Below are 24,876 nucleotides of genomic sequence, written 5' to 3' on the forward strand. Positions count from 1 at the left end.
TTGGTGATGATATCCATTGTACATTAACGTGAATAATGGATAGGATCTAAATGTATCAACTGATCGTCAGCTATTTATAGTGTTATTTTCTGTCATCCCGACGTCAGGAGGGATCTTCGGCAACTGGTTATTTACCGAAGATCCCTCCTGACGTCGGGATGACAGAAAACTAGTATAATTCTATTCGTAAATCCTCCATAATTCACGTTACATTAGTCAATATTCATTAGTTGAATGGATTATGATGAAAGCAACCGCGATCAAGTCCTGTTACATTGGCCCTGAGGTTTCACCCGAACAGTTTATTTCGGAGCATTTCTTCCTGTATCTGACGGTCGGAACCCTGACGGTTTACGACGGAAGCAAAGAGCATAAACTAAAACCGGGTGAATATGGTATAGCCCGGCGAAACCATCTGGCCAAATACAATAAGCAGCCCATCGACGGTAAGTTTGAAAAGGTTGTTGTGATCTTTGATCAACCCTTTTTGAAGGCATTCTACGAACGGTATAAAATTCCCTTAGAACACCCTCAATCGGCTAATGCCATAATTCGGCCGGGTAAGAATGCACTGGTCGATAATTTTATTCAATCGCTGGCGGTTTACTTTACCGAAGCGGGGACGGTCGACACTGATTTTTTTGATCTGAAACGGACTGAACTATTGTTGATTCTATTAAAAAAGAATCCTGAATTAGCCAGTATTTTCTTCGATTTTACAACGCCGGAAAAGATCGATCTGGAATCATTTATGAATCGCAACTTTCGGTTCAACGTCAATCTGGAACGATTTGCCTATTTAACGGGGCGCAGCTTAACCGTTTTTAAGCAGGATTTCAAGCGAATTTTTCGGGAAACGCCAAATCGGTGGTTGCAAAAAAAGCGACTTCAGGAAGCCTATTTTTTACTGGATAAAAAGGGCCGAAAAGCCTCTGATATTTATCTGGAAGTAGGTTTTGAGAACCTATCTCATTTTTCATTTGCCTTCAAAAAAATGTTTGGCGTTGCCCCAACCCAACTAAACGAAAACCGACGGCTTATGCAGGTGGAGCATTGAGTTTGGGCGAATGGGGTAGTATGACTCTTCGTTTTGTGGCTTTAGTAAACACCATTCTTTAGCCAATACCGACCAATGTTTAAACAGATAATTTCGCTTCTTGTCGTTTGCTTAGTTTGCTGTATGGCCAGCGCACAGGCGCAGAGCAGGAAACCCAAATTCAAGGTAATTGCCTTCTATACGGCCCAGAACGACAAAGCTCACATTAGTTACGTGCATGAAGCCAATCGGTGGTTTCCGAAGGCGGCTGCACAGTACAATTTTGCGTATGATTCAACGGATAACTGGAACAACCTGAATGCCAAGTTCCTGGCGAATTATCAGGTCGTTTTGTTTCTGGATACCCGACCTGAAGAACCTGCTCAACGAGCGGCTTTTCAGAAATACATGGAAAATGGTGGCGGGTGGATGGGGTTTCATTTTGCTGGATTTGCCCTGACGCCTTCAAAATACCCACAAAACTGGGACTGGTATCATAATGAATTTCTGGGATCGGGTTCGTACAAAAGCAATACCTGGCGACCTACTTCGGCCATCTTACGAGTTGAAGACCGGAAACATCCATCGACAAAGCATTTGCCAAAAACCTTCAAAACGGCTCCAAACGAATGGTATCGGTGGACGAATGATCTGACCAAAAATCCAGATATCGATATTCTGATGTCTATCGATTCAACCAGTTTTCCGCTGGGGACGGGACCGAAACCGCATGAGATCTGGCACAGTGGTTATTACCCAGTTGTTTGGACGAATAAGAAGTACAAAATGATTTATTCGAACATGGGGCATAACGACATCGACTACGAAAACAAAACGAACAAGGAGTTGTCGTTTACCTTCGACAATGAAACACAGAATAAATTCCTGATCGACGCGCTGATGTGGCTAGGAAACGGTAAGAAATAGGCTATCCAACTATAAAAACTCAACCTCATGAACCGCATTTCACGGCGTAACTTTTTACAATCATCAGCCATACTCGCCAGCGGCTCAATCATAAGCCCTTATCTGCCGATGAGAAAATCGGCCCAGAAGCCGCTACGTCTGGGCGGGCCGATTTTCCTGAAAAGTCAGGACCCCGAGGAGTTGGCGCGGGAGCACAGACGGTTGCAGTATAGTTCGGCCTATGTTCCGGCTGTTGATTTGAAAGACAGCGCGAAAATTGCAGCCATTGAAAAAGCGTTTGCGGGCCAGAACGTAATTTTGGCCGAAGTTGGAGCCTGGGTCAACATGCTGGATCAGGACGCTGGAAAACGTCGAAAAAATCTGGACTACGTTACAGAAAGGCTAGCTTTAGCTGATGCCGTTGGCGCTCGAACGTGTGTAGACATTGCGGGTTCGTATAATCCTATCCGCTGGGATGGCCCTGACGCCCGTGATTTGACTAAGGAGTATTTTGATGCAACAGTCGAAAATTGCCGAAAGGTGATTGACGCTGTAAAACCCAAACGGACCAAATTTGCGCTGGAAATGATGGGCTGGAGTTTACCCGATGGCCCAGACTCCTATCTGAAATTCATTAAAGCTATCGACCGACCTGCCTTTGGGGCTCACATCGATATGGCAAACATCATTAACAGCCCGACACGCTATTACAATAACAAAGCTCTAATCAACGAAACCTTCCAGAAATTGGGTCGCTGGATTGTGTCGGCTCATGCCAAGGATATTGCTCCCCAAAACGGCCATTTTATGGAGGCAATGCCGGGTCGGGGAGGTCTGGATTACGTGACTTACATCCGCAATGTGACATCGCTACCGCAGGAAGTGCCCTTGCTCCTGGAACACCTGCGCACCGCAGAAGAATACGATGAAGCCCGACAATTCGTGATCAGCCAGGCCGCAAAGGCGCAGATCGCATTAGCGTAAAAGATGTATGATATAGGGTGTATGATGTATGGCTAGCTCGCAACCATACATCATACACCCTATATCATACATCTTACATCCCTCTTACAAATCCGGGATGTCTTTGATTCGGACTTTCATAACCGGACGTTCGCCATCTGGGACGATGGCAATGAATGAGTTGCTGACCGTTTCGCCATTTCTGAGCATAAAACCAGCCTGAATATTGGTTGTGCTGGTTACTTCTTTTCCATCCGAATTCTTTATCTTTTGCTGATAAGGTATCGTGAATGGACGCGCTACAACCGTCTCACTTTTAGAGGTTAGTCGTTTGCCGGTGGCATTCAGGCAATCGAACGTAGCTAACAGGTTGGGCGCGTCGGTGCTCAGAAAGGTTTGCCTGGGGAAAATGATCTTGGTACAGGTGCTTCGGTTCGTAGCGTAAACCGACACCTCGTAGCGCATAAAATTCTCCTTACCAATTTCAATTTGCCGTTCATTGCTGATCTCGAAGCCGTAGTCGATTCCATTCAGCTGAGCGGGTTTGCCGGGTTGAACATCATAAGCTTGCTGGGCCCAGAGAAAGGAGGGAGTAAGCGTTAGAAAGAGACAAGACAGTAGAGCATTTTTCATGTAAATAGAGGTAAGGTTATTTTTGTCATTCCGACGAAAGGAGGAATCTTAAAGTCGTTTATTAGTCAAGATTGAGATTCCTCCTTTCGTCGGAATGACAAAAATAAAAAGTTTCATCTTCTATAATTCTTTACGAAGCAAATGCGGTCGCTCTGCCGCTATTTTCAGAATGAGTTCGCCGAATAGCGTGTTGGCCCAGGCAAACCATTTGCGGGTAAAGTTGGCTGGATTGTCCTTGTCGAACGATTCATGCATGAAGCCTGTCCCGGCATGGGTTTTCTTCAACTGACGAAGCTGGGCAAGAATTTCCTGATCATCCGTAGAGGTTAATGCTCTCATGGTCAGGCTCATGGTCCAGATGTTGTTAATCAACGTATGCGGACTGCCGACTCCTTCGGCCGCTTTCCCTTTGAAAAAATACGGGTTATTCGAGCTGAGTACAAACCGTCGGGTATTTCGGTAAATCGGATCGGTGGCAGGCATAGCGCCCAGATACGGAAGCGCGAGTAGATTAGGTACGTTGGCATCATCCTGAAGCAGATAATTGCCGTAGCCATCCACCTCCAGCGCGTAGATTTTGCCGTAGATCGGATGGGTATAGATCGCGTGCTTTTTCAACGCCGTTTCTACTTCACTGGCTAGGGCTCGGCAGTCATTTGAAAACGTCGTTAAACCAGCATTCGGATTAGGAAAAAGCTGATCGAGCATCGAGGCCAATTGCCGGAATGAAACGACTGCAAACCAGTTTGACGGTACGTAGAATGGATAAACCGTTGCATCGTCAGAAGGCCGAAAAATGCTATGGATTAATCCAATTGGGCGCGTCGGATTCCCGTAGCCATTACCTGGCACGGTATCGGTAGACCAGGCCGTTTCGCGACTGAAATGATAGGGGCCTCGGTTGGTTTTACGTTGTTGCTCCCGGCAGGTTTTTAACGTTAGCTGCATGGCCTGCACCCAGTCGGCATCGAATGGGCTGGTATCGGCAGTCGTTTTCCAATAATGGTACGCCAGCCTGATCGGATAACAGAGCGAATCTAATTCCCATTTACGCTCATGAAGGCCCGGCTTCATGGTTGTCTGGTCGTTTTTCCATTCGCCTACTTTTGTTTCATCCGCGTAAAATGCATTGGCATAAGAGTCCCAGCGAATGCACTGCGTTTGACGCCGAATGACGCCTGCAATAAGTTGCCGTAAGGCCGGATCAGACTTCGTCAACGGCAGATAAGGCCAAACTTGCGCAGTGCTGTCGCGCAGCCACATCGCGTCAATATCGCCCGTAATAACGAATGTATCGGGTTTGCCGTTTACAGTGCTGGACTGAACGGTTGTATCGAGCGTGTTGGGAAAGCAATTTTCAAAGAGCCAGGCCAGTTCTGGATCGCGAATGGTTTTGTGCATTCGCTCGATGGTTTGCTCAACCAAAGGGCTGGTAAATTTTCGCTGGCTGGTGGCTGTGCGAACGACGGGGAAAGCCGCTGCTGGCGTTGCCCATAACGACTGGTTATTCAATAGCAGGCCAGTTCCTACAGCAGATTGCTGGATAAACTGACGGCGGGATATCGACACGGAGATGACTAGTTTTAGGGTAAGATGCCTGCGAAAAAACAGAGTTTTTGCCATAAATCAAACCCATTGCCAGCTGAGTAACTACCAAAAAAAGAAGTAATTAATACTTTTCCGGGATTGGATAGGGTATTAGGTAGTTTGTGTCAGCTCTTGTCTTTTCAGTAGATCACATCCTCCTGAAAATAGCTCGTCAATTTTCTCTTGTCTTATGTTACTAACCTCTAGCACCAACTGGCTCCGTTTGCTGGGTATGGCCGGAATTCTTCTTGGACTATCCGTTGGCCTTGGTCAAAAACACGCGTTTGCTCAATCGGCAACATCTACCACCAGTCCAAAGCGGATTCTGGTTTTTTCGAAAACAAAAGGATGGAAACATACGTCCATTCCGTTTGGCATTGCCGCCTTGCAGAAGCTCGGACGGGAGAATAATTTCCGGGTCGACACGACCAAAAATGCGGCTTATTTCAACGACGATAGTTTGAAGCACTATCAGGCGGTTGTCTGGTTAAGCACCACCGGGAATGTATTGAATCAGGTGCAACAAGCTGCTTTTGAGCGATATATTCAGGCTGGTGGTGGCTATCTGGGTATTCACGCAGCTGCCGATACGGAGTACGACTGGCCCTGGTACAATAAACTCGCGGGGGGATATTTTGCCAGTCACCCGAGCCAATCGAATGTGCGTAAAGCAACCGTAGACGTATTGGACAAAAATCACCCATCAACCAGCATGTTGCCCGATCATTGGGAGCGGACCGACGAGTGGTACAACTATCGATCGCTGTACTCCGATCTGCACGTGCTGGCCAATCTGGACGAAAATACGTACGAGGGGGGCATTAACGGCAGCAATCACCCGATTGCCTGGCACCATGAATTCGATGGTGGACGGGCGTATTATACGGGCGGTGGTCACGAAGACTCCAGCTTCAGCGAACCGCTGTTTGTGCAACACTTATTGGGGGCGCTTAACTGGGTAATGGGTACTGGTAAAGCGCTGGACTACAGTAAGTCATATGCCGTGACGATGCCCGAAGAAAACCGATTCGTGAAAACGGTACTGGTTAACGACCTGAACGAGCCGATGGAGCTGGCTGTTGCCAACGATGGTCGGGTGTTTTTTACGGAACGGAGCGGAAATTTGTCGGTCTATAATACCCGTACCCAAAAACAGCAACTGGTGCATCGGTTTGATGTACCTACCAAACAGGGGCATGGTGTACAAGGCATAACCCTCGATCCGAACTTCGCGACCAATCACTGGCTGTACATTTACTATTCTCCTCAGTTCGAGAAGGACCCGTTTTACAACCTGTCACGTTTTGTTGTCAAAGACGATAACACGCTCGATCTGGCTTCCGAAAAAGTGCTGTTTACCGTGCCTAGCATTGCTGAGCCGGGCTCTCATCATGGCGGTTCGATCGCTTTTGATAAAGAAGGACTGCTATATCTATCCACCGGCGATCATACCAATCCTTTCCCGTCTAACGGCTACGCACCCATTGACGCCCGCCCAGATCATTTAGGAGCCGATGCCCGTGCTACGGCCGCCAATACCAACGATTTGCGGGGTAAAATTCTCCGTATTCGTCCGCAGGCCGATGGTACTTATACGATTCCTGAAGGAAATCTATTTCCCAAAGGAACTGCCCAGACCCGGCCGGAGATTTACACGATGGGTTTACGAAATCCCTATCGGATTGCTCTGAATCCTAAATCATCAGTGCTGTATTGGGGCGAAATTGGCCCGGATGCTGGCAAGGATAGCACATTGGGTCCTCGTGGCTACGATGAATTTAATCAGGCGAAGAAAGCAGGGAATTTCGGCTGGCCACTGTTTATTGGCAACAGCCAGCCTTATGCCGCGCTGGATTTTGCCACGAACGTCATTGGCCCTCGTTTTGATCCGAAAGATCCCGTAAACAACTCGCCTAAAAGCAACGGGCTTCAACATCTGCCCCCGGTTAATCCAGCTATGATCTGGTATCCGTATGCTGCATCAAAAGAGTTTCCCGAGCTAGGGCAGGGAGGGCGTAGCGCAATGGCCGGTGAGTTTTATACCTACGACAAAAATTCAACTGCTAAGACGAAGTTCCCTGAATACTACGACGGAGCCCTGTTCATCTTCGACTGGATGCGTAACTGGGTCATGGCTGTTCGGGTGGATAAGAACGATAACTACATTCGGACGGAGCCATTTATGGCCGGGAACGGGGACTTCCGCCGACCTATTGATCAGGCTTTCGGGAAAGATGGCGTGATGTATATGCTCGAATACGGTTCGGTCTATGGTGCGGATAACGACGATGCCCGCCTGGTGAAAATTGAATATAATACCGGAAATCGTGCCCCAATGGTTAAGGCTAATGTCGTCGATTCGGTGGCGGCAGCAATCCATAATTCCCGCTCGTACCTTACTTCTGATGGACAAAATGCGCCTGTGTTTCACGAAGCTGCGGGGCAGGCTCCTTTACGCGTAAAATTCAGTGGACGAGGCACTGATCTCGATGACGATGATGCCATAACCTACGAATGGCTCTTTGATGGGAAAACGGTTGGTTCTCAGAAACCTATGGCAACATATACGTACACGAAGCCTGGTATTTACAAGGCTATTTTGAGAGCAACGGATCAGAAGGGTTTAGTCGGGGCCGATACCATTGTGGTAAAGGTGGGCAACGCAAAACCGGAAGTGGCCATTACTACACCCGATAACAAGTCGTTTTTCTGGGCAAATAAGCCGTTTACATATGCTGTCAAAGTAACCGATAAAGAAGATACGAAAATTGACCCTAAGCGCATCAAGGTGTATTACGAATACAGCGCTCAGCCCAGAAGTGCGCAAACTGTAGTGGCACAACAGGGGCATCAGGATTTGGCCTCCGTTGGAAACGGGTCAATTGGTAAAACACTGATGGCGAGTAGTGATTGTAAGGCCTGCCACACGATTGATAAACCCTCTGTTGGGCCAACGTTTCTGGCCGTTGCCGATCGGTACAAGGGGCAAGCGGGAAGTGTAGAACGATTGGCGAAGAAAATCATTGAAGGCGGGGGTGGTAGCTGGAGTAAAGATCACCTGATGAGTGCGCACCCACAGATTCCCGTACAGGATGCGCAGGAAATGGTCAAATACATTTTCTCGCTGACCGATGCCCGTAAGCAGAAGGCCATGCCGTTGCAGGGAAGTCTCGCCCTCAACGAGCACAAACCAGAAGATGCCCGAGGACAATATACGTTGCTGGCTTCCTACACCGATAATGGGGGTAAAGTTGTCGGTCCATTGACAAGTACCGATGTTGTTACATTACGTAATGCCACCGTGAAAACGATCAATGCCGATGCGTACGTTGGTTTCCCTCGGTTTGGTACTCGCCTGAATGCTGGTAGCCACAAAGCCTATGTGCTGCTGAAAGGTATTGATATGACCACGATCAAGTCGCTGACTTATGATTATTCGTCGCTCAATAAAGATGGCGATATTGAAGTCAGACTCGATTCCTACGCAGGTCCAGTTGTTAGTCGAGCACCTTACAAAGCGACTGGTTCCTGGAGTACCAACAAGCAGGTGACTGGCACTTTCGATAAGGAGTTTACTGGGAAGCACGATGTGTATGTGGTCGTCATGAAGCGCGACAAACCCAACGACAACATCATTCAGCTAAACAGTATTCAGTTTAATCAGAATTAGAAATTTCGTGACAATACATTCCCGCATTTACCCCTCTCCTGGCTTTCAGGAGAGGGGCTAGGGGTGAGGTGAATACCAAGTCAATACGCAACAATCTCTTTCTTCGTGGACTCGAGCTTCCGATACGGATTTTCTAAAAACAACTGCATAAAGCGAGTCATATCGAATCCACCAACCATGTGGGCTTTATTCGTAAACAGCAAGCGCTGACTGTTCGGCATATAGTGATGAATCCGGTCGATGTAGAGCGGCCGACAGGCGTTGTCCATGTCGCCATCCGCTAATAAGGCTGGTTTGCTGGAATAGAAAGGCTGCTTGGTTTCGGGGTTTATGGGTGGAACCTTCCAGCAATCGCACATCTCCCGATAAACATCATTAATGTGATAGCCTTTCAGATAAGGATACGTTTCGTAGAGTTGCTGGAGCACTTTTTCGCTATGGTAAGCCGTCTGGTCGGCGCAGTAAACCGAGATTCGCATGCCCGATGGAGCGGTGTCATGTTCAAAAATGTCGTCCAGTGTTCGCTTAATGTAGGGATAGTGATTCCCTTTTATCATTTCGGTGATGGTGTAGGGGATGTGCTTCATTTGCGTATTAACGAGAACCCCCAATAACTCCCGTCGGGTGTATTGAATGCGCAGAGTATCGGTAGTGCCCTTTTCCACATAAGGAATATAAAAAGCCTTCTCGCCGATAGAGGAAAAATAACGCTGGAATTTCTCCTTCAGATTGCTGTATAACGCCTTGTTCGTTGAATCTTTTTCAACGTGCTCAAACAGCGTATTCAGCGATTCGTTGAAGTTGGCAGGCTCATCTTCATCAATGGGAACGAACGTTGGCAGGGGCGAATCCAGAATTAATGACCTGATTCGGGAGGGGTCTTTCTGAAGAACGGCCAGCATAAGTCCCCCGCTGTATGAGCCGCCCGTCAGGTTAACTGAATCAACGTGTAAAGTGGTCAACAGATCATGAATATCGGCCACGGTTTCGTCCGTATTGTAGCCCGAAAGGTCAATTCCTTTTGCTTCCAGCGCCTTTTTATAACGCTTCGTGCCTACCACCATCATGCTGTCTTTGTTCAGATTTTTGCGATAAGATTCCCTGATCGCATCATCTAATTCGTTGCCCGATAGCCTTGGAAGGGCGAAATAGGTACCCCGTTGTTCGAAGGCAATACAGTCTCGGTCATTGATGAGCGGACTTTGAGACGCGCCCCTGGCCCAGCCCAATGAACTACCTCCCGGCCCGCCTGCCGTAAATAAAAGAGGGTCTTTTTTCTTTGCCGGATTTTTACTTTCTACCAGTACAAACGGAAGCTTAATCGTTTTTCCGTTCTTCTTTTTTCGGTTTTCAGGTACGATCAGGTAAGCGCAACGCGTATGAAAGCTGCTGTCTATCTGAACTGGGCAGGCGCATGTTTCAAGAGGGCGAACAACACCTGGCTGGGCTTGGGCATACGCGGCAGAGAGTAAGAAAGCCAGAAGTATGTAGCCCCGTGTCGATACTGTATTCATGTGATTATGAACTAATTTCCGACAAAACTAAAGCGGAGCTAAGCTGAATTTTAGTAAAAACTGGACATCTTCAACTGACGCTTTCAATTAATTTTTTGCCCGTGAACCGGATGACATCTTTGTAGAAATGGCTCATGTCATAATAGCCATACTCATAAGGCGAAAACAGCTTTTTGTCGGTCACGTAGGCCGATAAGGCTAGTCTGGCCCGTACGCTGGAGAAGTACTGTTTGGGCGTTGTACCGACTACGTTGGTAAAATAGCGGTACAATGTTTTATTGGTCGTGAACAGCTCATTGGCCAGTTGACTACTTGTAAATTCTGGTGTACCAGCTTCATAGAGGTCAATCGCTTTCTGCACAACGTTGATGTAATGCGTGATGGCATTTTTCTTTTTGTACTGGCTTAAAAAGAAAGCCTGAAGTAGTTCGACTCGCTCACGAAAGTCTGGTAATTGCTTTACGCGGTTAAGCAGGGCAGTAGGTAAAACAGTGTCCAGCGTTACCACCTGATCAGAGAATTGGGCCTGGTTGATGCCCAATATAGCTTCCAGTCCGCCGGGGAAAAACTTGATGGTGAGAATATGATCGGTCGGTAAGTTATGCCGCTCAACAATGTTATTTCTTAGAATGAGGACATCGGTGCGTTGCTGAATCTGATAATGAGCTGAACCAACAGATAACTGGTAAGGTTGCCCCAAATTAATATAACAGGTTGGCGTCCAGCTCGGAAACATCCGGATGGCGAATGGACTATCACCTGTATATCGATAGGTTTCTTCGGCAGATGACTCCGAGAAAAATTCGATGTAAGTAGCCAGTTCAGGACAAGGCGTAGCGAATCGGTAGAGTTTTCGAATATTATCGAAAATCTCCGTCATCTGATGAGAAGGTATGTCGCTTGTCTTTGCCATGTTGCACTTGGTGAATCTGAGTCTGTTCAAGCTCTCTTACTATAGCTAAAACTGCCTGATTTTTTGTCATTCCGACGCCAGGAGGAATCTCAAAGTCGCTCATAAATCAAGCTTGAGATTCCTCCTGGCGTCGGAATGACAAAAAATGGTCTCACATTTTTTAGAAGTAAAGTTTAAACAGTTGCCTTATAAAGTTGCAAAACCTTATCGATTTATGGGTCATTTCTCCACTACATCATAATCCGTTACTAATCCATCGGATGTCAGATAGACGATTACGTAATGGGGAGCATTCGTAGAACCAAATTTATAATTCAGAATCTGATCGACTTTACCTTCATGGCGCTCAATGCCACGCCCTTTAACATCCTCGGCGCTCAGGAACGTAATGGTGTTCAGATCGGTAGGTGCGCCCGCTCCCTGTGCGAAATCCTTCCGAACTCCCGGTGTAACGCCCGGCACTTCGTCTACGGCTTTCCCGCCTTTAGCCATAGCCTTTAGGGCAACCTCAATTTTTTTTGTACGCTCTGCATCAGGATCGGGCGCTGATTTGGGTGCGTGAAAGAGTGGCCCAATGCGTGGTATTTTTCGTTCTCCTTTGTTGGTTTTCCAAAGCAGTTCAGTAACCTCTCCCGCTGCGTTAGGGCTGAATGTTAAGTAAATATCGCGATCGGCTGAGGCAAAGCGGGTTGGTGTTTCGGGAATAAACTCTTCGTCATCAAAGCCATCGGTTAGTGTATACAGCCGGTCTTTGCTGGCTGCAAATGTGATCATTTGGTTGTTGTTAAGTTCGTAGCGGCCTTCATAGGCAGTAAGGACTTTGGCATCGACAGGCACAGCGATACGTTTGGTGGCTACCCTTGACTTATAGTCCGGCCAGTGGTATTGTTTAGCAACTTCCTCCGTGATTAGGCCCATCATGCGGGAGTTGTCATTGGCGTTGATCATAATAACCAAACCCTGTCCGGTTTCGGCACCAGCCGTCATAAAGGCATCGAAGCCTTCATCCCGACCGTTATGTCCGAATCGCATTGTTGATCCTTCGCCTTCCAGAAAGACGCCCAATCCATCCTTGTCCTTCTGATCAGTAAGCATTTGCTGGGTCATGCTCTTCGATAAGACAGAACCAGGTTTACCGGCAAAAGAACTCTGAATACCGATGGCAAAACGGGCCAGATCAGATGGAGTTGTCCAGAGTCCGGCGGCTGCCATTTCGGGGTAAATATGCCAACGCCCTTTTACCAGATTACGATCGCCATAATGGCCGGTGGCGGTTGTTTTAGCTTTATCGGCTGGAAGCGGCTGTTGGTAGGTGCTCTCGGCCATTTTCAAAGGACCTAATACGTTTTTCTGCATGAACTGCGGAAAAGGCTGGCCCGTTACGTCGAGCATGAGTTGCTGCATAACTGTGTAGCCACCACCCGAATAGCGCCAGCGAGTTCCCGGCACAAAATCCACCCGTACAGCAGGAGTATTGGCCGGAGAAGTACCATCGAGAATCTGCACGACCGATGGAATTGGTTTACCAACTTCATAACCGGGAAACCCATGTACGGTCAGCCCGGTGGTGTGGCTCAGTAAGCCCCGTAACGTTACTTTCTTGTCCTTCGTAAATTCATTTTCCGGGACTTTCCAGGTTTTTAGTTTGGCGTTAACGTCTTCATCGAGCGATAGTTGCCCTTTTTCGGTCAGATACAACGCTCCGACAGCCGCGACCGATTTGCTAATTGATCCCGCCTGGAAAAGAGTTGATGGAGTGACAGGTGTAGTGCCATTTTTTTCGATGACGCCGTACCCTTTTGCCTTCACAATTTTACCATCCTGAATAATGGCAATAGACAGACCAGGTACTCCTCGTTTCTGCATTTGCTTCTTAATAAACTCATCGAGGTCGTCGGCACGGCTTTCGACAATGAGCGATAACAGCGAAAGAACGGTGATGGACTGAACAACTAGACGCATAGGAGTGACAGTGAGGGGAATAGTTACTCCAAAGATGCGTAAAAACTAACTTTCGTTGCTTGCGAGAGATTAATTCCTTTGGTAGTCATTTCTTTACATGCCGTAGGTATGACATGTTTATAGTTAATTGACTATAAACATTTGATCGCTACACGATCATCTACCCATTGTTACTCTTGCCGTATAGAATTCAGTGGATTTGCCTGAGCCGCCCGCACGGTTTCGTAACTGACAACTGCAACCGTTAGTACGAGAACCAGGAAAATACTGATCACAAAAATGACCGCATCAATGGATACGCGATACGTAAAATCTTCGAGCCAGCGGTACATCATGAACCAGCCTAATGGCAATGCTATCACACAGGCTACGGCCAGCAAGTTGAGAAAGGGTGTAAACAGTAAGCGCAGAATCTGCGGGAGCGAAGCCCCCATCACTTTACGAATCCCAATTTCCTTCGTTCGTCGTTCGGCCAGGTACGATGACAGACCAAATAACCCCAGACAGGCAATCAGAATAGACAGCAGGGAAAACGATTTGAACAGCCCCGACATTCGATTTTCACCTTCATACATCCGACCAAATTCCTCGCTCATAAACCAGTGTCCGAAGCCAACACCGGGCAGCACCTGTTTCCATTTTTCTCGACCTCCGCAACCTTTTCCTGAAACTTACCCGCTGGTAATTTTATGTACACTATTCGGTCTTCGGGGTCAGGGTGTGCGCTGATCGCCAGGGGCGAAATGGTGTGATGGATGGATCGATAAGGAAAATCGCGGACGATGCCGATTACGGTTCCTTCCTTCCTCTGATTGGGCTGCTCATAAGGCAGCTTGATTGTCAGGCGCATACCCAGCACTTTGTCAAGCGGTAGGCCCAGGGATTTTACGGCACTTTCGTTGAGTAGATACGTACTGGAATCGGCTGGATTGTCCTTTCTGAATGTTCGCCCGGCGATCAATTCAAGGTTAAACGCCTGTGGAAGATCGAAATCACCGTGCATAGCTGCCCAGGAGTAAGGCTGATTACCTAGTTGCGGAAACGTAACATCATGATCCAACGAACCAAAATAATCCTGATTGGGTAAGTGATTCGCCATCGTGACGACTTCGATCTCAGGGTCTTCCAGAATGCGCTGCTTTAGCGAGCGGTACTTATCCATTGAAGCCATACCCGACCAGCGAATCGACAATAATTGATCGCCACTTTGGCTTAAGGTTGAGTGTTGAATGAAATTCATCTGCTTCATCATGATGCCGGTCGAGACAATGAGCAGAATCGTGATGGTGTATTGCAGCACAACCAGACTTTTTCGAAGCCAGTCGGAACTGCGGCTGGTGAATCGGTTATTTTTGAGGACACTGATGGGTAACAGCCCCGATAAATACAGCGCGGGATAGCTCCCGGAAAGCAGGCCAACCAGCAGTGTAGTACCTACTGTAAATCCGATGAGTTTGCCCTGCACCAAATGAGCCAGTGTAAATTGTTTGCCCGCAATGATGCTAAACAGGGGCAACAACAGGACGACTAACACCAACGCAAGCAACAACGCTGCGAAGGTAGTAATCAGGGATTCGCCCAGGAATTGGCCGACCAACTGAAGTCGGTTACTGCCCAGCACTTTACGCAAACCAATTTCTTTCGCTCGTCGAACGGCACGGGCGGTTGCCAGATTCATGTAGTTTATGCTGGCAATGATGATGACGAGCAGGGCCGTCGAAGCAAAAATGTAGAGGTACTTTTTATCGCCAATCCGGCTGTTGTTATAGCTGGATCGGAGTTCCTGATTGAAATGCACACCGCTCAGGGGCATAATGGCTGGCTCAACCAGGCGAGTGGGGTCTTTGGGAAGATTGGCCTGGACAACCTGATTGAATAATCGTCTGATTTTCTCAACATCTGCATTGGGCGTTGTATGCAGGTAGGTCAGGAACCAGCCAGGCCCAGCGCCCCAGTTTTCCAGCCAGTTCGTATTATTGGCCGTCATCATCGAACGTAACATGCCGGTGCTGATCAGGTAGTCGGGCTGGATGTGCGAATTGGCCGGATAATCGTCAAGCACCCCGGTTATGGTCAGCGGAATGTACTTATTGTCGGTTGCATAGATGTGGCTTATTTCCAGCGTTTTGCCAACGGGATTTTCATCGCCGAAAAACTGTCGGGCAATCGTTGCACTGAGTACAATGCCGTTGGGTTTATCGAATACGGTTTCTGGATCGCCGTGCAGCAATGGGAAATGAAACACAGACTTAAAGTCAGGATTTACCCAGAACGCATTCTCCGACAAGAGAATTTTATCCGTTTGTCGATCCCAAAACGAAGCCGGATAGCCCATTGAAGTCACTTGTGTTCCGCCTACAACTTCTGGGAAATGACTCTTAAGGGCTTTCAGCCACGCACCCGCTGCGTAAGCTGATGTCCCTTCCTGGCCATTCACCTTCCGGTGAGTTCCCAGTATATAGAGGTTATCGGAGTCAGGGTGAAAGCGATCAAAGTCCTGTTCGTCAATAATGAACAGATAGATGAGCGTAACGCTGGCCAGCCCAATGGCTAAACCCGTAATATTGAGTATGGTAAACCCTTTCTGACGCCGAAAATTGCGCAGAGCAATGGTTAAATAATTTCTAAACATGGTAGGAGGAGGGAATGAATAATGGATAATGGATAATGGGAAATGAATAATGGATAATGGGGGTGGAGGTACGCTTCGTAAGCTGGACATCTACATTATCGATTGTCCATTATTCATTTCACACTATCCATTATTTAAAAATCCCGGCTTTCAGGTCGTAGCCCGCTGATTGGGGGAGCGGGTTAAGGTAGTCGGTAGGTAACCCATTAGTTTTTACCTCACTCAATAGAATCGTCCCCGTTTTTTTGACGCCCTGTTCGATCTGGTTCGTTGAACTGGCCTCCACTGCCCCTTTGGAACCGAAAAATCCCATGTAGTGGGCGTTCCCCGCAATAACAGAGTTGCTAAACCTATAGCTAGGCGTCGTATTCTCAGCCCGAAGCCAGAAGTATTCACAATTGGTAACGATGTTGTTGCGGAACACAAACTCGGAATCGTACGGGCCAAACCATACCGCAGCTTCATAAGAGCCGGAAATAATTGAATTGGTTAGCGAGAAGTTTTTGATCGATTTGAAGAGCAGGAGCGCATTCTTACAGCCGTAAAAAATGGTGTGATCAACGTGGGTTCCACCACCGTGCGCCCAGATAGCTCCCTGAATAGGCGCAGAATTCTTTTCGCCAATGAAATAACACTGACTTACCTCGAGCCCCTGTAAGGTTTCTTCTTCTCGGGTGATCGGATAATAATAGCGTACAGTAGGATTCGCATTCCCCAAAAACTTGAGCCCCCTAAAACTTACGTTATTTTTGGCGACCAGAAAGCCAATCGCGTGGGCAAACTGTTTGGTGGAATTATCGGCCGACACCGATTGGATAACGGGCATCTTGGTTGGTTGCCAATCAGGATCGTTGGGCATGGTAACGGCCTCCAGATTGTAACGGGCGGTATCGCCCGATGCATTCCGGGTTTTAATTTCCAGTACCTGCCGTAGTGTGTATAAGCCGGGGTGGAGTTTAATCGTTACAGGTTCATTCCCGCTAAAGTCGCGAGCCAGGGTTACGGCTTTATCTAAACTGGCTAACGGGTCAGAAAGTGTACCTTTGGCAGCATCGTTGCCACGGGTAACATCGACATACAACGTTTGGGCGCTTAGCGGGAAGAGGAAACTTACCCATAAACTAATGACTAAAAAGAGTAACTTGCTCATGTTGTTTACCTGAATTAATGGATTGAAAAAAGTAAGGATGCGATAGGCATCCGCAAACCTACTTTCCCCGTTTACCACGTTGCAATTCATTTGTCAGTCAAGTTTTGTCAAGTTTTATCATGTTGATTTACAATGATTTCTGATTCGACGGATTTGCTCCGATGCAAACAGCTTATTGAACAAAAACTCGACTGGGGAGCGGGCGAAACCTGGACAAGTGTCGATTTTGAGAACCTCCAGCAACGGATTCTGGACGAAACGGGCGTTTCGCTAAGTGCGAGTACCTTGCGCCGGATATGGGGGCGGGTCGATTACCAGCATTTGCCCAGCAATACAACCTTGAATACGCTGGCCCAATTTGCGGGCTATTCCGATTGGCGCACTTTCATCAGGGCACAGCTTCCGCAGGAGTTGCCACCTACGCCTGTAGAACCTTTACCGATGAAGTCAGGAACTAAACCGGCGATCAATTGGGTGAAGCTGAGCTGGATGGTGGGTCTTGTTGTGGCGGTTGTTTTGATTGGTCTCGTTGCGTTTGATCAAAAGCAGCCTCAGTTAAATGCGGAACAGTACCACTTTAGCAGTAAACCGCTGACGCGCAGCATTCCCAACTCGATTATTTTTACCTACGATGCGTCGGCGTCACCCACCGATTCGGTCTATATCCAACAATCGTGGAACCCGCGTTTACGAACGTTGGTAGATAAAAATGGGCAAACGCACACTTCTATTTACTATGAACCAGGGTATTATCGGGCAAAATTGATTGTTGGGAAGCAAATCGTTCAGGAGCATCCTCTGCTGATTCCGACCGATGGATGGCTTGGAACCATTGCCACTAATCCAGTGCCCGTTTACCTGAAATCGTCTGACTATATCAGGCCGGATCGACTCCAACTTCCCATTGCCGGCGTTCAACAGAAGAATGTGCCTTTACAGCCTGATGTTCCGATGGTTAAGTATTTCAATGTTGGGAATTTCAAGTCTGTTCCGATAACCAATTTCTCGTTTAGTAGTGACGTACGGAATGACTATGGTGAAGGAGCCGCTACCTGCCAATTAACCTGGGTCGAACTAATCACCGACGATATGCCGATTACGATACCGCTTTCTACAAAAGGTTGTGTATCGGAGCTTACGCTATTGGATGGTACGCATATGATTTCCGGTAAAAAGACGGATTTATCCCGTTTGGGGGTCGACTTTGCCAACTGGGTAAACGTGTCCTGTAAAAGCGATGGACACAAGCTCTATTACCACGTGAACGGTGAATTGGCGTACGAAACGGCTTTGCCTCAAAAGAAGGTGTCTATTGTTGGAATAGCCTACGGATTTAAAGGAACAGGCGCCGTGAAGAACATTAATTTACAGGCAGGTGGAAAAAAGGTGTTTCAGGCTTTTTGATTATTTTTTGTCATTCCGACCTTAGGAGGAATCTCAAGCTTGACCTATGGGGACTTTGAGATTCCTCCTAAGGTCGGAATGACAAAAAATAGCGTAGACGTTTCTATAAAAGGGAAAGTTTAAAATAGGGGAAACCAAAGAAATAAGACTCAACTGTCTTTGGATTATATTCCTTAACTCCTGACTCTTGCGGTCTTCCCAAATGAATACATCGCGCCGACAATTTCTCCAAAACTCTACCCAATTAGCGGCCAGCGCCGGGTTGGCTACATTGGTTCCAGACGAATCGATTGCATCTACTCCGTCGCGTTTGTTCTCCGCTGCCGATACCGTATCGGTTGGCCTGATTGGCTGCAACAACATGGGCTGGTCTGACCTTAGCTCAATGCTTAAACACCCAAACGTACGTTGTATCGCGCTGTGCGATGTTGACCAGAATGTGCTCAATAAACGTGCATCTGATCTGGCAAAGTTGCCATCGGTACAAGCGTCAGGTCAGAAAGCGACGCTCTATTCTGATTTTCGGAAGTTGCTGGAGAATAAAGACATTGACGCAGTCATTGTTGGGACGCCCGACCACTGGCATTGTTTACCTACGGTCTACGCCTGTCAGGCAGGGAAAGATGTGTACGTCGAAAAACCGCTGGCTAACAGCATCCAGGAATGTGATTTGATGGTGGCAGCCGCTCGTAAATACAAACGGGTTACGCAGGTTGGGCAATGGCAACGGAGTGGTCCGCACTGGAAAAATGCCATCGATTATGTTCGTTCAGGAAAGATTGGGACGATTCGGACGGTGAAAACCTGGGCGTACATGTCCTATGGCAAAACGTTTCCGGTGGTAGCTAATGAACCCGTTCCGGCAGGAGTCGACTATGCCATGTGGCTCGGACCAGCTCCGAAACGCCCCTTCAACCGTAATCGCTTCCACGGTACATTTCGCTACTTCTGGGATTATGCGGGTGGCCTAATGACCGACTGGGGTGCTCACATGGTCGATATTGGCTTATGGGGAATGCAGGTTAGTACACCCAAATCAGTAGTGTCTGTAGGCGGCCGATTTGCTTTTCCGGATCAGGATGGCGAAACGCCTGATACTATGCAGGTGCTTTACGATTATGGTAATTTCACGCTATCATGGGATCAGTCGATTGGCATCGGGCGCGGCCCTTACGACCGTGACCATGGCGTGGCCTTTATTGGTAACCTGGGAACTGTAGTGATCGATCGGGGTAAGTGGGAGGTACTGCCCGAAATTAACGGTGGTCAATACCTGACTCCTGCCATGCCTGCGCAATATGGCGACGGTAAAGATCTTGACCGACATACACTCAATTTTGTGGAATGTGTCCGAAGCCGCCAGACAACAAACTGTCCGGTGGAAGTGGGGCGCAACGTAGCCGTGAATGCGCAACTGGGCAATATGGCTCACCGTCTGGGGCAAAAACTGTTTTGGGACGATGCAAAAAGTGCGATTATCAACGATGCTAAAGCAAACGACTTGGTAAAAGCCCATTATAACAGTCCGTGGCAATTGCCAACGGTTTGATTTTTCTGGCGCTGGTACTCACCCGTGCCTGTTCATGCCGCCAGTATTCACTGGCGCTTAAATGGCCAATCAATGCGTCAGCGAATGCTGACTTTATGAATAGGCACGGGTAAATACCCGCGCCAGAATTAACTAGATTTATGCAAAACACTTCCGGAAGACGAAAATTTGTAGTGGACCTAACCAAAGCGGTGGGGACATCAATGCTTATGAGCACCCCCGGCCTGATTCAGGCTGAGCAACTTTGGGCTAGTCAGGAGTCGATTACCGTTGGGCAGGTGATGGACCTGATCCTTAAAACGATTCCGAATGCGCCGTTTCCAAAGACGGTTGATACCCTGAAGTCGGGAAATGCCTCTCAAAAAGTGACGGGTATCGTATCGACGATGTTTGCGACCATTGAGGTAATCGAAAAAACCATTGCCGCCGGAGCTAATTTCATCATTGCTCACGAACCGACGTTTTACAACCATTTGGATGAAACGGACTGGCTACAAAACGATCCGGTCTTTCGACACAAACAGGAGCTGCTAACCAAAAATGGAATTGCGCTTTGGCGCTTTCATGATTACTGGCACTCACATCGGCCGGATGGTATTCAGACTGGTATGTTGGAGACTTTGGGCTGGGCGAAATACGCTGATGCGCAGGATGCCCACATCGTAACATTAGCGGCTACACCACTGAGTCAGCTCATTACGCATGTTAAGGGGAAACTAGGTATCAAACAGGTTCGGGTAGTTGGTGATACATCGCAGTCTTGCAAACGCATCTTGCTGATGCCCGGTGCTGCGGGCGGACGAAGTCAGATAACGGCTATTGAAAAGGTAAAGCCGGATGTGATATTTTGCGGGGAATCCAGTGAATGGGAAACGCCCGAGTATGTTCGGGATGCGCGTCGGCAGGGGCAGAAACTGTCGCTGGTGATCATGGGGCACATCATGAGCGAAGCCGCCGGTATGGAATGGCTGGTGCCCTGGTTGAAACCGAAATTGCCGGGCATGAAAATCAGCTACATTCCATCAGGTAATGCCTTTACATACGAGTGAGATTTCTTTTCGACAGGATTCACAGGATTTTTAGCTTAGCTAGTAATCTTGTGAATCCTGTCAGAAAAATAGTGTCATCCTGCCCAGCTCTCCCGATCCAGGCTACGGTATTGAATGGCTTCGGCGAGGTGTTCAATCTTGATTTCATCGGAACCAGCTAAGTCAGCAATGGTGCGCGACACTTTCAGAATACGATCGTAGGCACGGGCGGATAGGCCCAGCCGCTCCATGGCTGTTCGGAGTAAGGCGCGGCCTGCATCGTTGATGATACAAACTTCTTTTACCATCTGCGAGGGCATCATGGCGTTGCTGTAAATACCTGGCTGATCGGCAAAACGCGTTGTTTGCCGTTCTCGGGCCTTTATGACTCGTTCACGAATTACTTCACTAGGTTCAGCGGGCCGATTGGCCGTCATCTGATCGAAGGAAACAGGCGTGACCTCGACGTGTAAATCAATCCGGTCGAGGAGCGGGCCGCTGATTTTAGCCAGGTATTTCTGAACAATGCCCGGCCCGCAAACACACTCTTTTTCAGGATGGTTGTAGTACCCACAGGGGCAGGGGTTCATACTGGCAATGAGCATAAAGCTGGCAGGAAATTCTACTGCCCATTTCGCCCGCGAGATACTCACTTTTCGATCTTCGAGCGGTTGGCGCATCACTTCCAGCGCCGAGCGTTTAAACTCGGGTAATTCATCTAAAAATAGAACACCATTATGTGCCAACGAAATTGTGAAATAAAATAGTAAACGAGAAAAAAAAGCTACATCAGGGGATTTTTTAAAATAGTAAGTGAGAATTTTTTAAGTAGTAAATGAGAAAAAATAGAAATATAAAGAACCTAAAGCGAAAAATTGCAAACACTTGACTAATCTAATTCAAGTTGCGAGATAGTTTGAGCCTGCCAGTCAGGAGTGTATTTTAGAGTCTCCGAGGTTCTAAAATAACAACTCCCATGACTGACAAAGCCATAGCAATCTACTGCTTTTTAGACGATTTCTTCAAGCTTAGTGCCCCTAAAGAAGATGCTCATTGTAAACTTAATGATGCCGAAATCGCGACAACCGCTTTGCTAGCGGCCCTGTTCTTTTACGGTAATCAAGGCTCGGCTATGAAATATATGCGCGAACATCATGGTTTAAAAATGATCGACAAATCAGGATTTAATCGACGTATTCATCGACTTGAAGCCCGGTTAATAGCCCTCTTTCATTCCTTGGGATTTACCCTTAAAGACCTCAATATCAGTAGCCGTTATATCATTGATTCGTTTCCCGTAGCCGTCTGCCGCAATTGCCGGATTCCGGTTTGTAAATTGCTGAAAGGCAAAGCCTATCATGGCTACAATGAAGCTAAAAAGGAATATTTTTACGGTTTCAAGATTCAAGTCATTGTGGATGAAGATTGCTTGCCAGTTGATTATTTCGTGCTAGCAGGTAGCTTTGCCGATGTCACAGCCCTGCAGTCTATGACTATTGATCTGCCAGCGGGCAGTGAACTGTATGGCGACAAAGGCTACACCGACTATGAACAGGAAGATTTATATGCCCAGCATGAACAGATTTATCTTCGAATTCATCGCAAAATAAATTCTCACCGCCCTGACCAGCCTTGGGAAGTGTTTCTTAAGAACCACTTCCGCAAGCCAATTGAAGGGGCATTTAGTCAGATCACCGACTTATTTCCCCGCCATATTCATGCGGTAACGGCCAAAGGATTCCTCTTGAAAGTGTTTTTATTCCTTCTGGCATATACCTTCGACGGACTTACGCCACATGCTCTATAATCTCGCAACTTGAATTAATCTATTGGTTATGAGTGTAATATGTATTTTAGATATTTAAGGGGAAAATAAATGTATAATCAATTAAAATAACAATTACTGATGGATTCTCAGGTCTTTTCTTCGGGCGAACATTATATGTTTGATGGCAAAGAGGTGGTTGTTGTAAAGCAGGAAGATCTTGACTATGTACGCTGCCAATTCGTCGATACGGGTTATAAGATACGTGTTTCCATACTAAAACTAAAGCCAGTTCTAATTCCTACGATAGGCTTAGCTAGCGTGGATTTAGGAAATGATGAAGATGCTGCAACATCTCGACCAAAAGCCTGGGCTAAAGCTGGGAAGAGGATGGAAATGATGAATGCGTTAAAAGATGGTATGTCGTTTAAAGAGGTAGCTAAGTAATATCATATATATGTTAGCAGACTTTACGTCTACAGTGAATTTTTTGATGGGACAAGAGAGTCGTTACTTGATAAACCCAAAGGAAGCAAGGGAAAAACGCGATTGAGTCCACCCGTTGAAACTATTATTGAGCAAGTGATTAAGGATTGGTATTTAACTAAGCAGCGCTTGCAGGTGGTGAAAATTCATGAAGAATGCCAAATACAATGTATAGAAATAAAATTGACACCTCCTACTTTACCTGTGATGGCTCGATAGATACGCTACAGTCAGCCACTGTCTAATCTTGGTACTTTTCTAAGTTTTAGACTTCCGTCGATGGCTGGCTACTTGTTTGTCGCGAGCATAATGTTGCTCCCGAATCCTTTCTTTACTGGGATCATAACGAGCAATCACATCATCCCAGAACGGCGTTTCGGCCCCTATTTCAGCTACGGCCAAACCAGGTGTCTTTCCGTTCAGTGAACTATGAGAACGTTGATAGTTATAGTAAAACTGCCACTCTTCTAAGCGGTCGTTTAAGTGAGCATCCTTCAGGTCGGCTGTACGATAAAACTCTTGAAGATCGGTCTGCTGGCTACGCTCAACTTTGCCATTGAGATGAGGAGAGCGAGGTTTGATAGGGCGAAATTTGATGTGATATTCCATCAACCGCTCCTGAAAACAATAGGCAAAAAACTCTCGACCTCGATCAGTTTGAATCCGTTGAATGGGAAAAGGCATCTGCTCAATTAAGCGATCTAAGAAGTCAATGGTATTAGCCGCCGTTCGACGTTTATAGGTATACATGACTCGAAAGCGACTACAGTCATCAATAGCCGTATACTGATAGATACCTGTGGTAATTTTACAGACATCCATTTGCACTCGGTCACTGGGTATGGGTCGGGAATAACGGATAAATGGCTGCTGTTTATGAAAGCGTTTGATGGGTGGGCAATCGTTTTTTTTTAGAATGCGTCCTACGGTGGCCACGGATACTTGAATGGAGTGCTGTTGAAATAAAAAAGAGCAGATCCGAATCTTGCCAATGTTTTGAGTCTGACGAATTTGCAAAACCAGATTTTCCACTTCATCGTCGAACTGCTGACGGGCTAAATGGTGAGGCCGACGCGAACGATCCTCAAATCCTTCTAGTTCTTTTCGCTTAATCCATCGCTGGAGCGTGGATCGGGCAATGCCACATCGCCGGGCTGCCACACTAATTGAACCTACTTGGTAATACACAGCCAGCCACTTTTGTCGAGTCTGAGCCGATGCAGAGTCAGGTGCCATGAAGAGAAGTTTTTGTTCTCAATATAGTACATTACCAAGAAATATCATAAGGCCTTAGTGTAGCGCATCTATCGAGCCATCACAAGTAAGTATAAGCGGCCCTCGTAGCTAGATAACGTTGTTTGACGAATTGTATCTATAGAAGTAAGAGTTCTATGCGACAGTTCTACTAGTATTGCTTCAGGGGCTAATTTATCGATATCCCGATTCCATATACTCTGACCAGGGAATAATGCCTTGCAGAATGAGTGGCATTTCATCGCATGTCTGTGGGCCAATCGAGTTAGCCAACTGGATAGAATTTCATCCGGCCGAGGGTGGGTTGTAGCTGGTAAGATAGCAGAGCCCATGATCGTTTATAATGGTTCATTAAGTTGATAAGAGGGTAATAGCCTGAAGGAATGACAATTGGTATAACCTAAGCCAATAGTCAGTCAAGGTG

Annotated in this window: 19 protein-coding genes and 1 pseudogene; 9 read left to right on the top strand and 11 right to left on the bottom strand. The window is 47.2% G+C overall.

The features are described from left to right. The first annotated feature begins 241 nt into the window (after window positions 1-241). The 3 genes from H3H32_RS36475 (at window position 242) to H3H32_RS36485 (ending at window position 2,926) form a co-directional block, all read left to right on the top strand. Entirely contained in the window at window positions 242-1,057 is an 816-nt protein-coding gene (locus H3H32_RS36475) for a helix-turn-helix domain-containing protein (RefSeq protein WP_240543599.1), read from the top strand. A 123-nt stretch (window positions 1,058-1,180) separates the two neighbouring features. Continuing rightward, entirely contained in the window at window positions 1,181-1,963 is a 783-nt protein-coding gene (locus H3H32_RS36480; RefSeq protein WP_240543600.1) for a ThuA domain-containing protein, read from the top strand. A 27-nt stretch (window positions 1,964-1,990) separates the two neighbouring features. Next, window positions 1,991-2,926 carry a sugar phosphate isomerase/epimerase family protein gene (locus H3H32_RS36485; protein WP_182460588.1) on the top strand — a complete coding sequence of 312 codons (936 nt, stop codon included), beginning with the start codon at window positions 1,991-1,993 and terminating at the stop codon, window positions 2,924-2,926. Window positions 2,927-3,010: 84 nt separating this feature from the next. On the opposite strand, the gene H3H32_RS36490 is transcribed toward H3H32_RS36485, so the two are convergent. Then, window positions 3,011-3,538 (bottom strand): ABC transporter permease, encoded by a 528-nt coding sequence (locus tag H3H32_RS36490; RefSeq protein WP_182460589.1) that lies wholly within the window; start codon window positions 3,536-3,538, stop codon window positions 3,011-3,013. Window positions 3,539-3,658: 120 nt separating this feature from the next. Continuing rightward, window positions 3,659-5,101: a glycoside hydrolase family 125 protein gene (locus tag H3H32_RS36495; protein WP_182464597.1), complete on the bottom strand. Its 1,443-nt coding sequence runs from the start codon at window positions 5,099-5,101 to the stop codon at window positions 3,659-3,661. A 214-nt stretch (window positions 5,102-5,315) separates the two neighbouring features. Here H3H32_RS36495 and H3H32_RS36500 point away from each other — a divergent pair, with 214 nt between their 5' ends. Further along, on the top strand, window positions 5,316-8,795 hold the full coding sequence (locus H3H32_RS36500) for a ThuA domain-containing protein (RefSeq protein ID WP_182460590.1): 3,480 nt from the start codon (window positions 5,316-5,318) through the stop codon (window positions 8,793-8,795). Window positions 8,796-8,875: 80 nt separating this feature from the next. Here H3H32_RS36500 and H3H32_RS36505 read toward each other — a convergent pair whose 3' ends face one another. The 6 genes from H3H32_RS36505 to H3H32_RS36530 form a co-directional block, all read right to left on the bottom strand. Beyond that, a complete protein-coding gene (locus tag H3H32_RS36505; protein ID WP_182460591.1) occupies window positions 8,876-10,309 on the bottom strand; it encodes an alpha/beta fold hydrolase in 1,434 nt (477 codons plus the stop codon). A gap of 70 nt (window positions 10,310-10,379) precedes the next feature. Then, window positions 10,380-11,222: an AraC family transcriptional regulator gene (locus H3H32_RS36510; protein WP_240543601.1), complete on the bottom strand. Its 843-nt coding sequence runs from the start codon at window positions 11,220-11,222 to the stop codon at window positions 10,380-10,382. Between the two features lie 219 nt (window positions 11,223-11,441). Beyond that, window positions 11,442-13,184 carry a serine hydrolase gene (locus H3H32_RS36515; protein WP_182460592.1) on the bottom strand — a complete coding sequence of 581 codons (1,743 nt, stop codon included), beginning with the start codon at window positions 13,182-13,184 and terminating at the stop codon, window positions 11,442-11,444. A gap of 170 nt (window positions 13,185-13,354) precedes the next feature. Next, window positions 13,355-13,780 carry an ABC transporter permease gene (locus H3H32_RS36520; protein WP_182460593.1) on the bottom strand — a complete coding sequence of 142 codons (426 nt, stop codon included), beginning with the start codon at window positions 13,778-13,780 and terminating at the stop codon, window positions 13,355-13,357. Then, window positions 13,777-15,816 (bottom strand): ABC transporter permease, encoded by a 2,040-nt coding sequence (locus H3H32_RS36525; protein WP_182460594.1) that lies wholly within the window; start codon window positions 15,814-15,816, stop codon window positions 13,777-13,779. The genes H3H32_RS36520 and H3H32_RS36525 overlap by 4 nt, the downstream gene beginning before the upstream one ends. Before the next feature lie 130 nt (window positions 15,817-15,946). Then, a complete protein-coding gene (locus tag H3H32_RS36530; protein ID WP_182460595.1) occupies window positions 15,947-16,966 on the bottom strand; it encodes a right-handed parallel beta-helix repeat-containing protein in 1,020 nt (339 codons plus the stop codon). 132 nt (window positions 16,967-17,098) lie between these two features. On the opposite strand from H3H32_RS36530, the gene H3H32_RS36535 reads away from it, so the two are divergent. The 3 genes from H3H32_RS36535 to H3H32_RS36545 all read left to right on the top strand — a co-directional run bounded on the left by H3H32_RS36535 (window position 17,099) and on the right by H3H32_RS36545 (window position 20,968). After that, window positions 17,099-18,370: a hypothetical protein gene (locus H3H32_RS36535; protein ID WP_182460596.1), complete on the top strand. Its 1,272-nt coding sequence runs from the start codon at window positions 17,099-17,101 to the stop codon at window positions 18,368-18,370. A gap of 202 nt (window positions 18,371-18,572) precedes the next feature. Next, window positions 18,573-19,919: a Gfo/Idh/MocA family protein gene (locus tag H3H32_RS36540; RefSeq protein ID WP_182464599.1), complete on the top strand. Its 1,347-nt coding sequence runs from the start codon at window positions 18,573-18,575 to the stop codon at window positions 19,917-19,919. 140 nt (window positions 19,920-20,059) lie between these two features. Then, entirely contained in the window at window positions 20,060-20,968 is a 909-nt protein-coding gene (locus H3H32_RS36545) for a Nif3-like dinuclear metal center hexameric protein (RefSeq protein WP_182460597.1), read from the top strand. Window positions 20,969-21,042: 74 nt separating this feature from the next. Here H3H32_RS36545 and H3H32_RS36550 read toward each other — a convergent pair. Then, window positions 21,043-21,699 (bottom strand): annotated as a pseudogene (locus H3H32_RS36550) (ATP-binding protein); the annotation flags it as partial. A 224-nt stretch (window positions 21,700-21,923) separates the two neighbouring features. Between H3H32_RS36550 and H3H32_RS36555 the strand changes: the two are divergent. After that, on the top strand, window positions 21,924-22,754 hold the full coding sequence (locus tag H3H32_RS36555) for an IS982 family transposase (protein ID WP_182460598.1): 831 nt from the start codon (window positions 21,924-21,926) through the stop codon (window positions 22,752-22,754). A 99-nt stretch (window positions 22,755-22,853) separates the two neighbouring features. Then, a complete protein-coding gene (locus H3H32_RS36560; RefSeq protein ID WP_182460599.1) occupies window positions 22,854-23,159 on the top strand; it encodes a hypothetical protein in 306 nt (101 codons plus the stop codon). Window positions 23,160-23,456: 297 nt separating this feature from the next. Here the strand turns inward: H3H32_RS36560 and H3H32_RS36565 are convergent, their stop codons facing one another. Further along, window positions 23,457-24,434, bottom strand: coding sequence for an IS481 family transposase (locus H3H32_RS36565; protein WP_182460600.1), 978 nt, complete (start codon window positions 24,432-24,434; stop codon window positions 23,457-23,459). 68 nt (window positions 24,435-24,502) lie between these two features. Further along, window positions 24,503-24,784: a TniQ family protein gene (locus H3H32_RS38380; protein WP_182460601.1), complete on the bottom strand. Its 282-nt coding sequence runs from the start codon at window positions 24,782-24,784 to the stop codon at window positions 24,503-24,505. Window positions 24,785-24,876 lie beyond the last annotated feature (92 nt).

The sequence above is a fragment of the Spirosoma foliorum genome, assembly GCF_014117325.1.
Classification (GTDB): Bacteria; Bacteroidota; Bacteroidia; order Cytophagales; family Spirosomataceae; genus Spirosoma; species Spirosoma foliorum.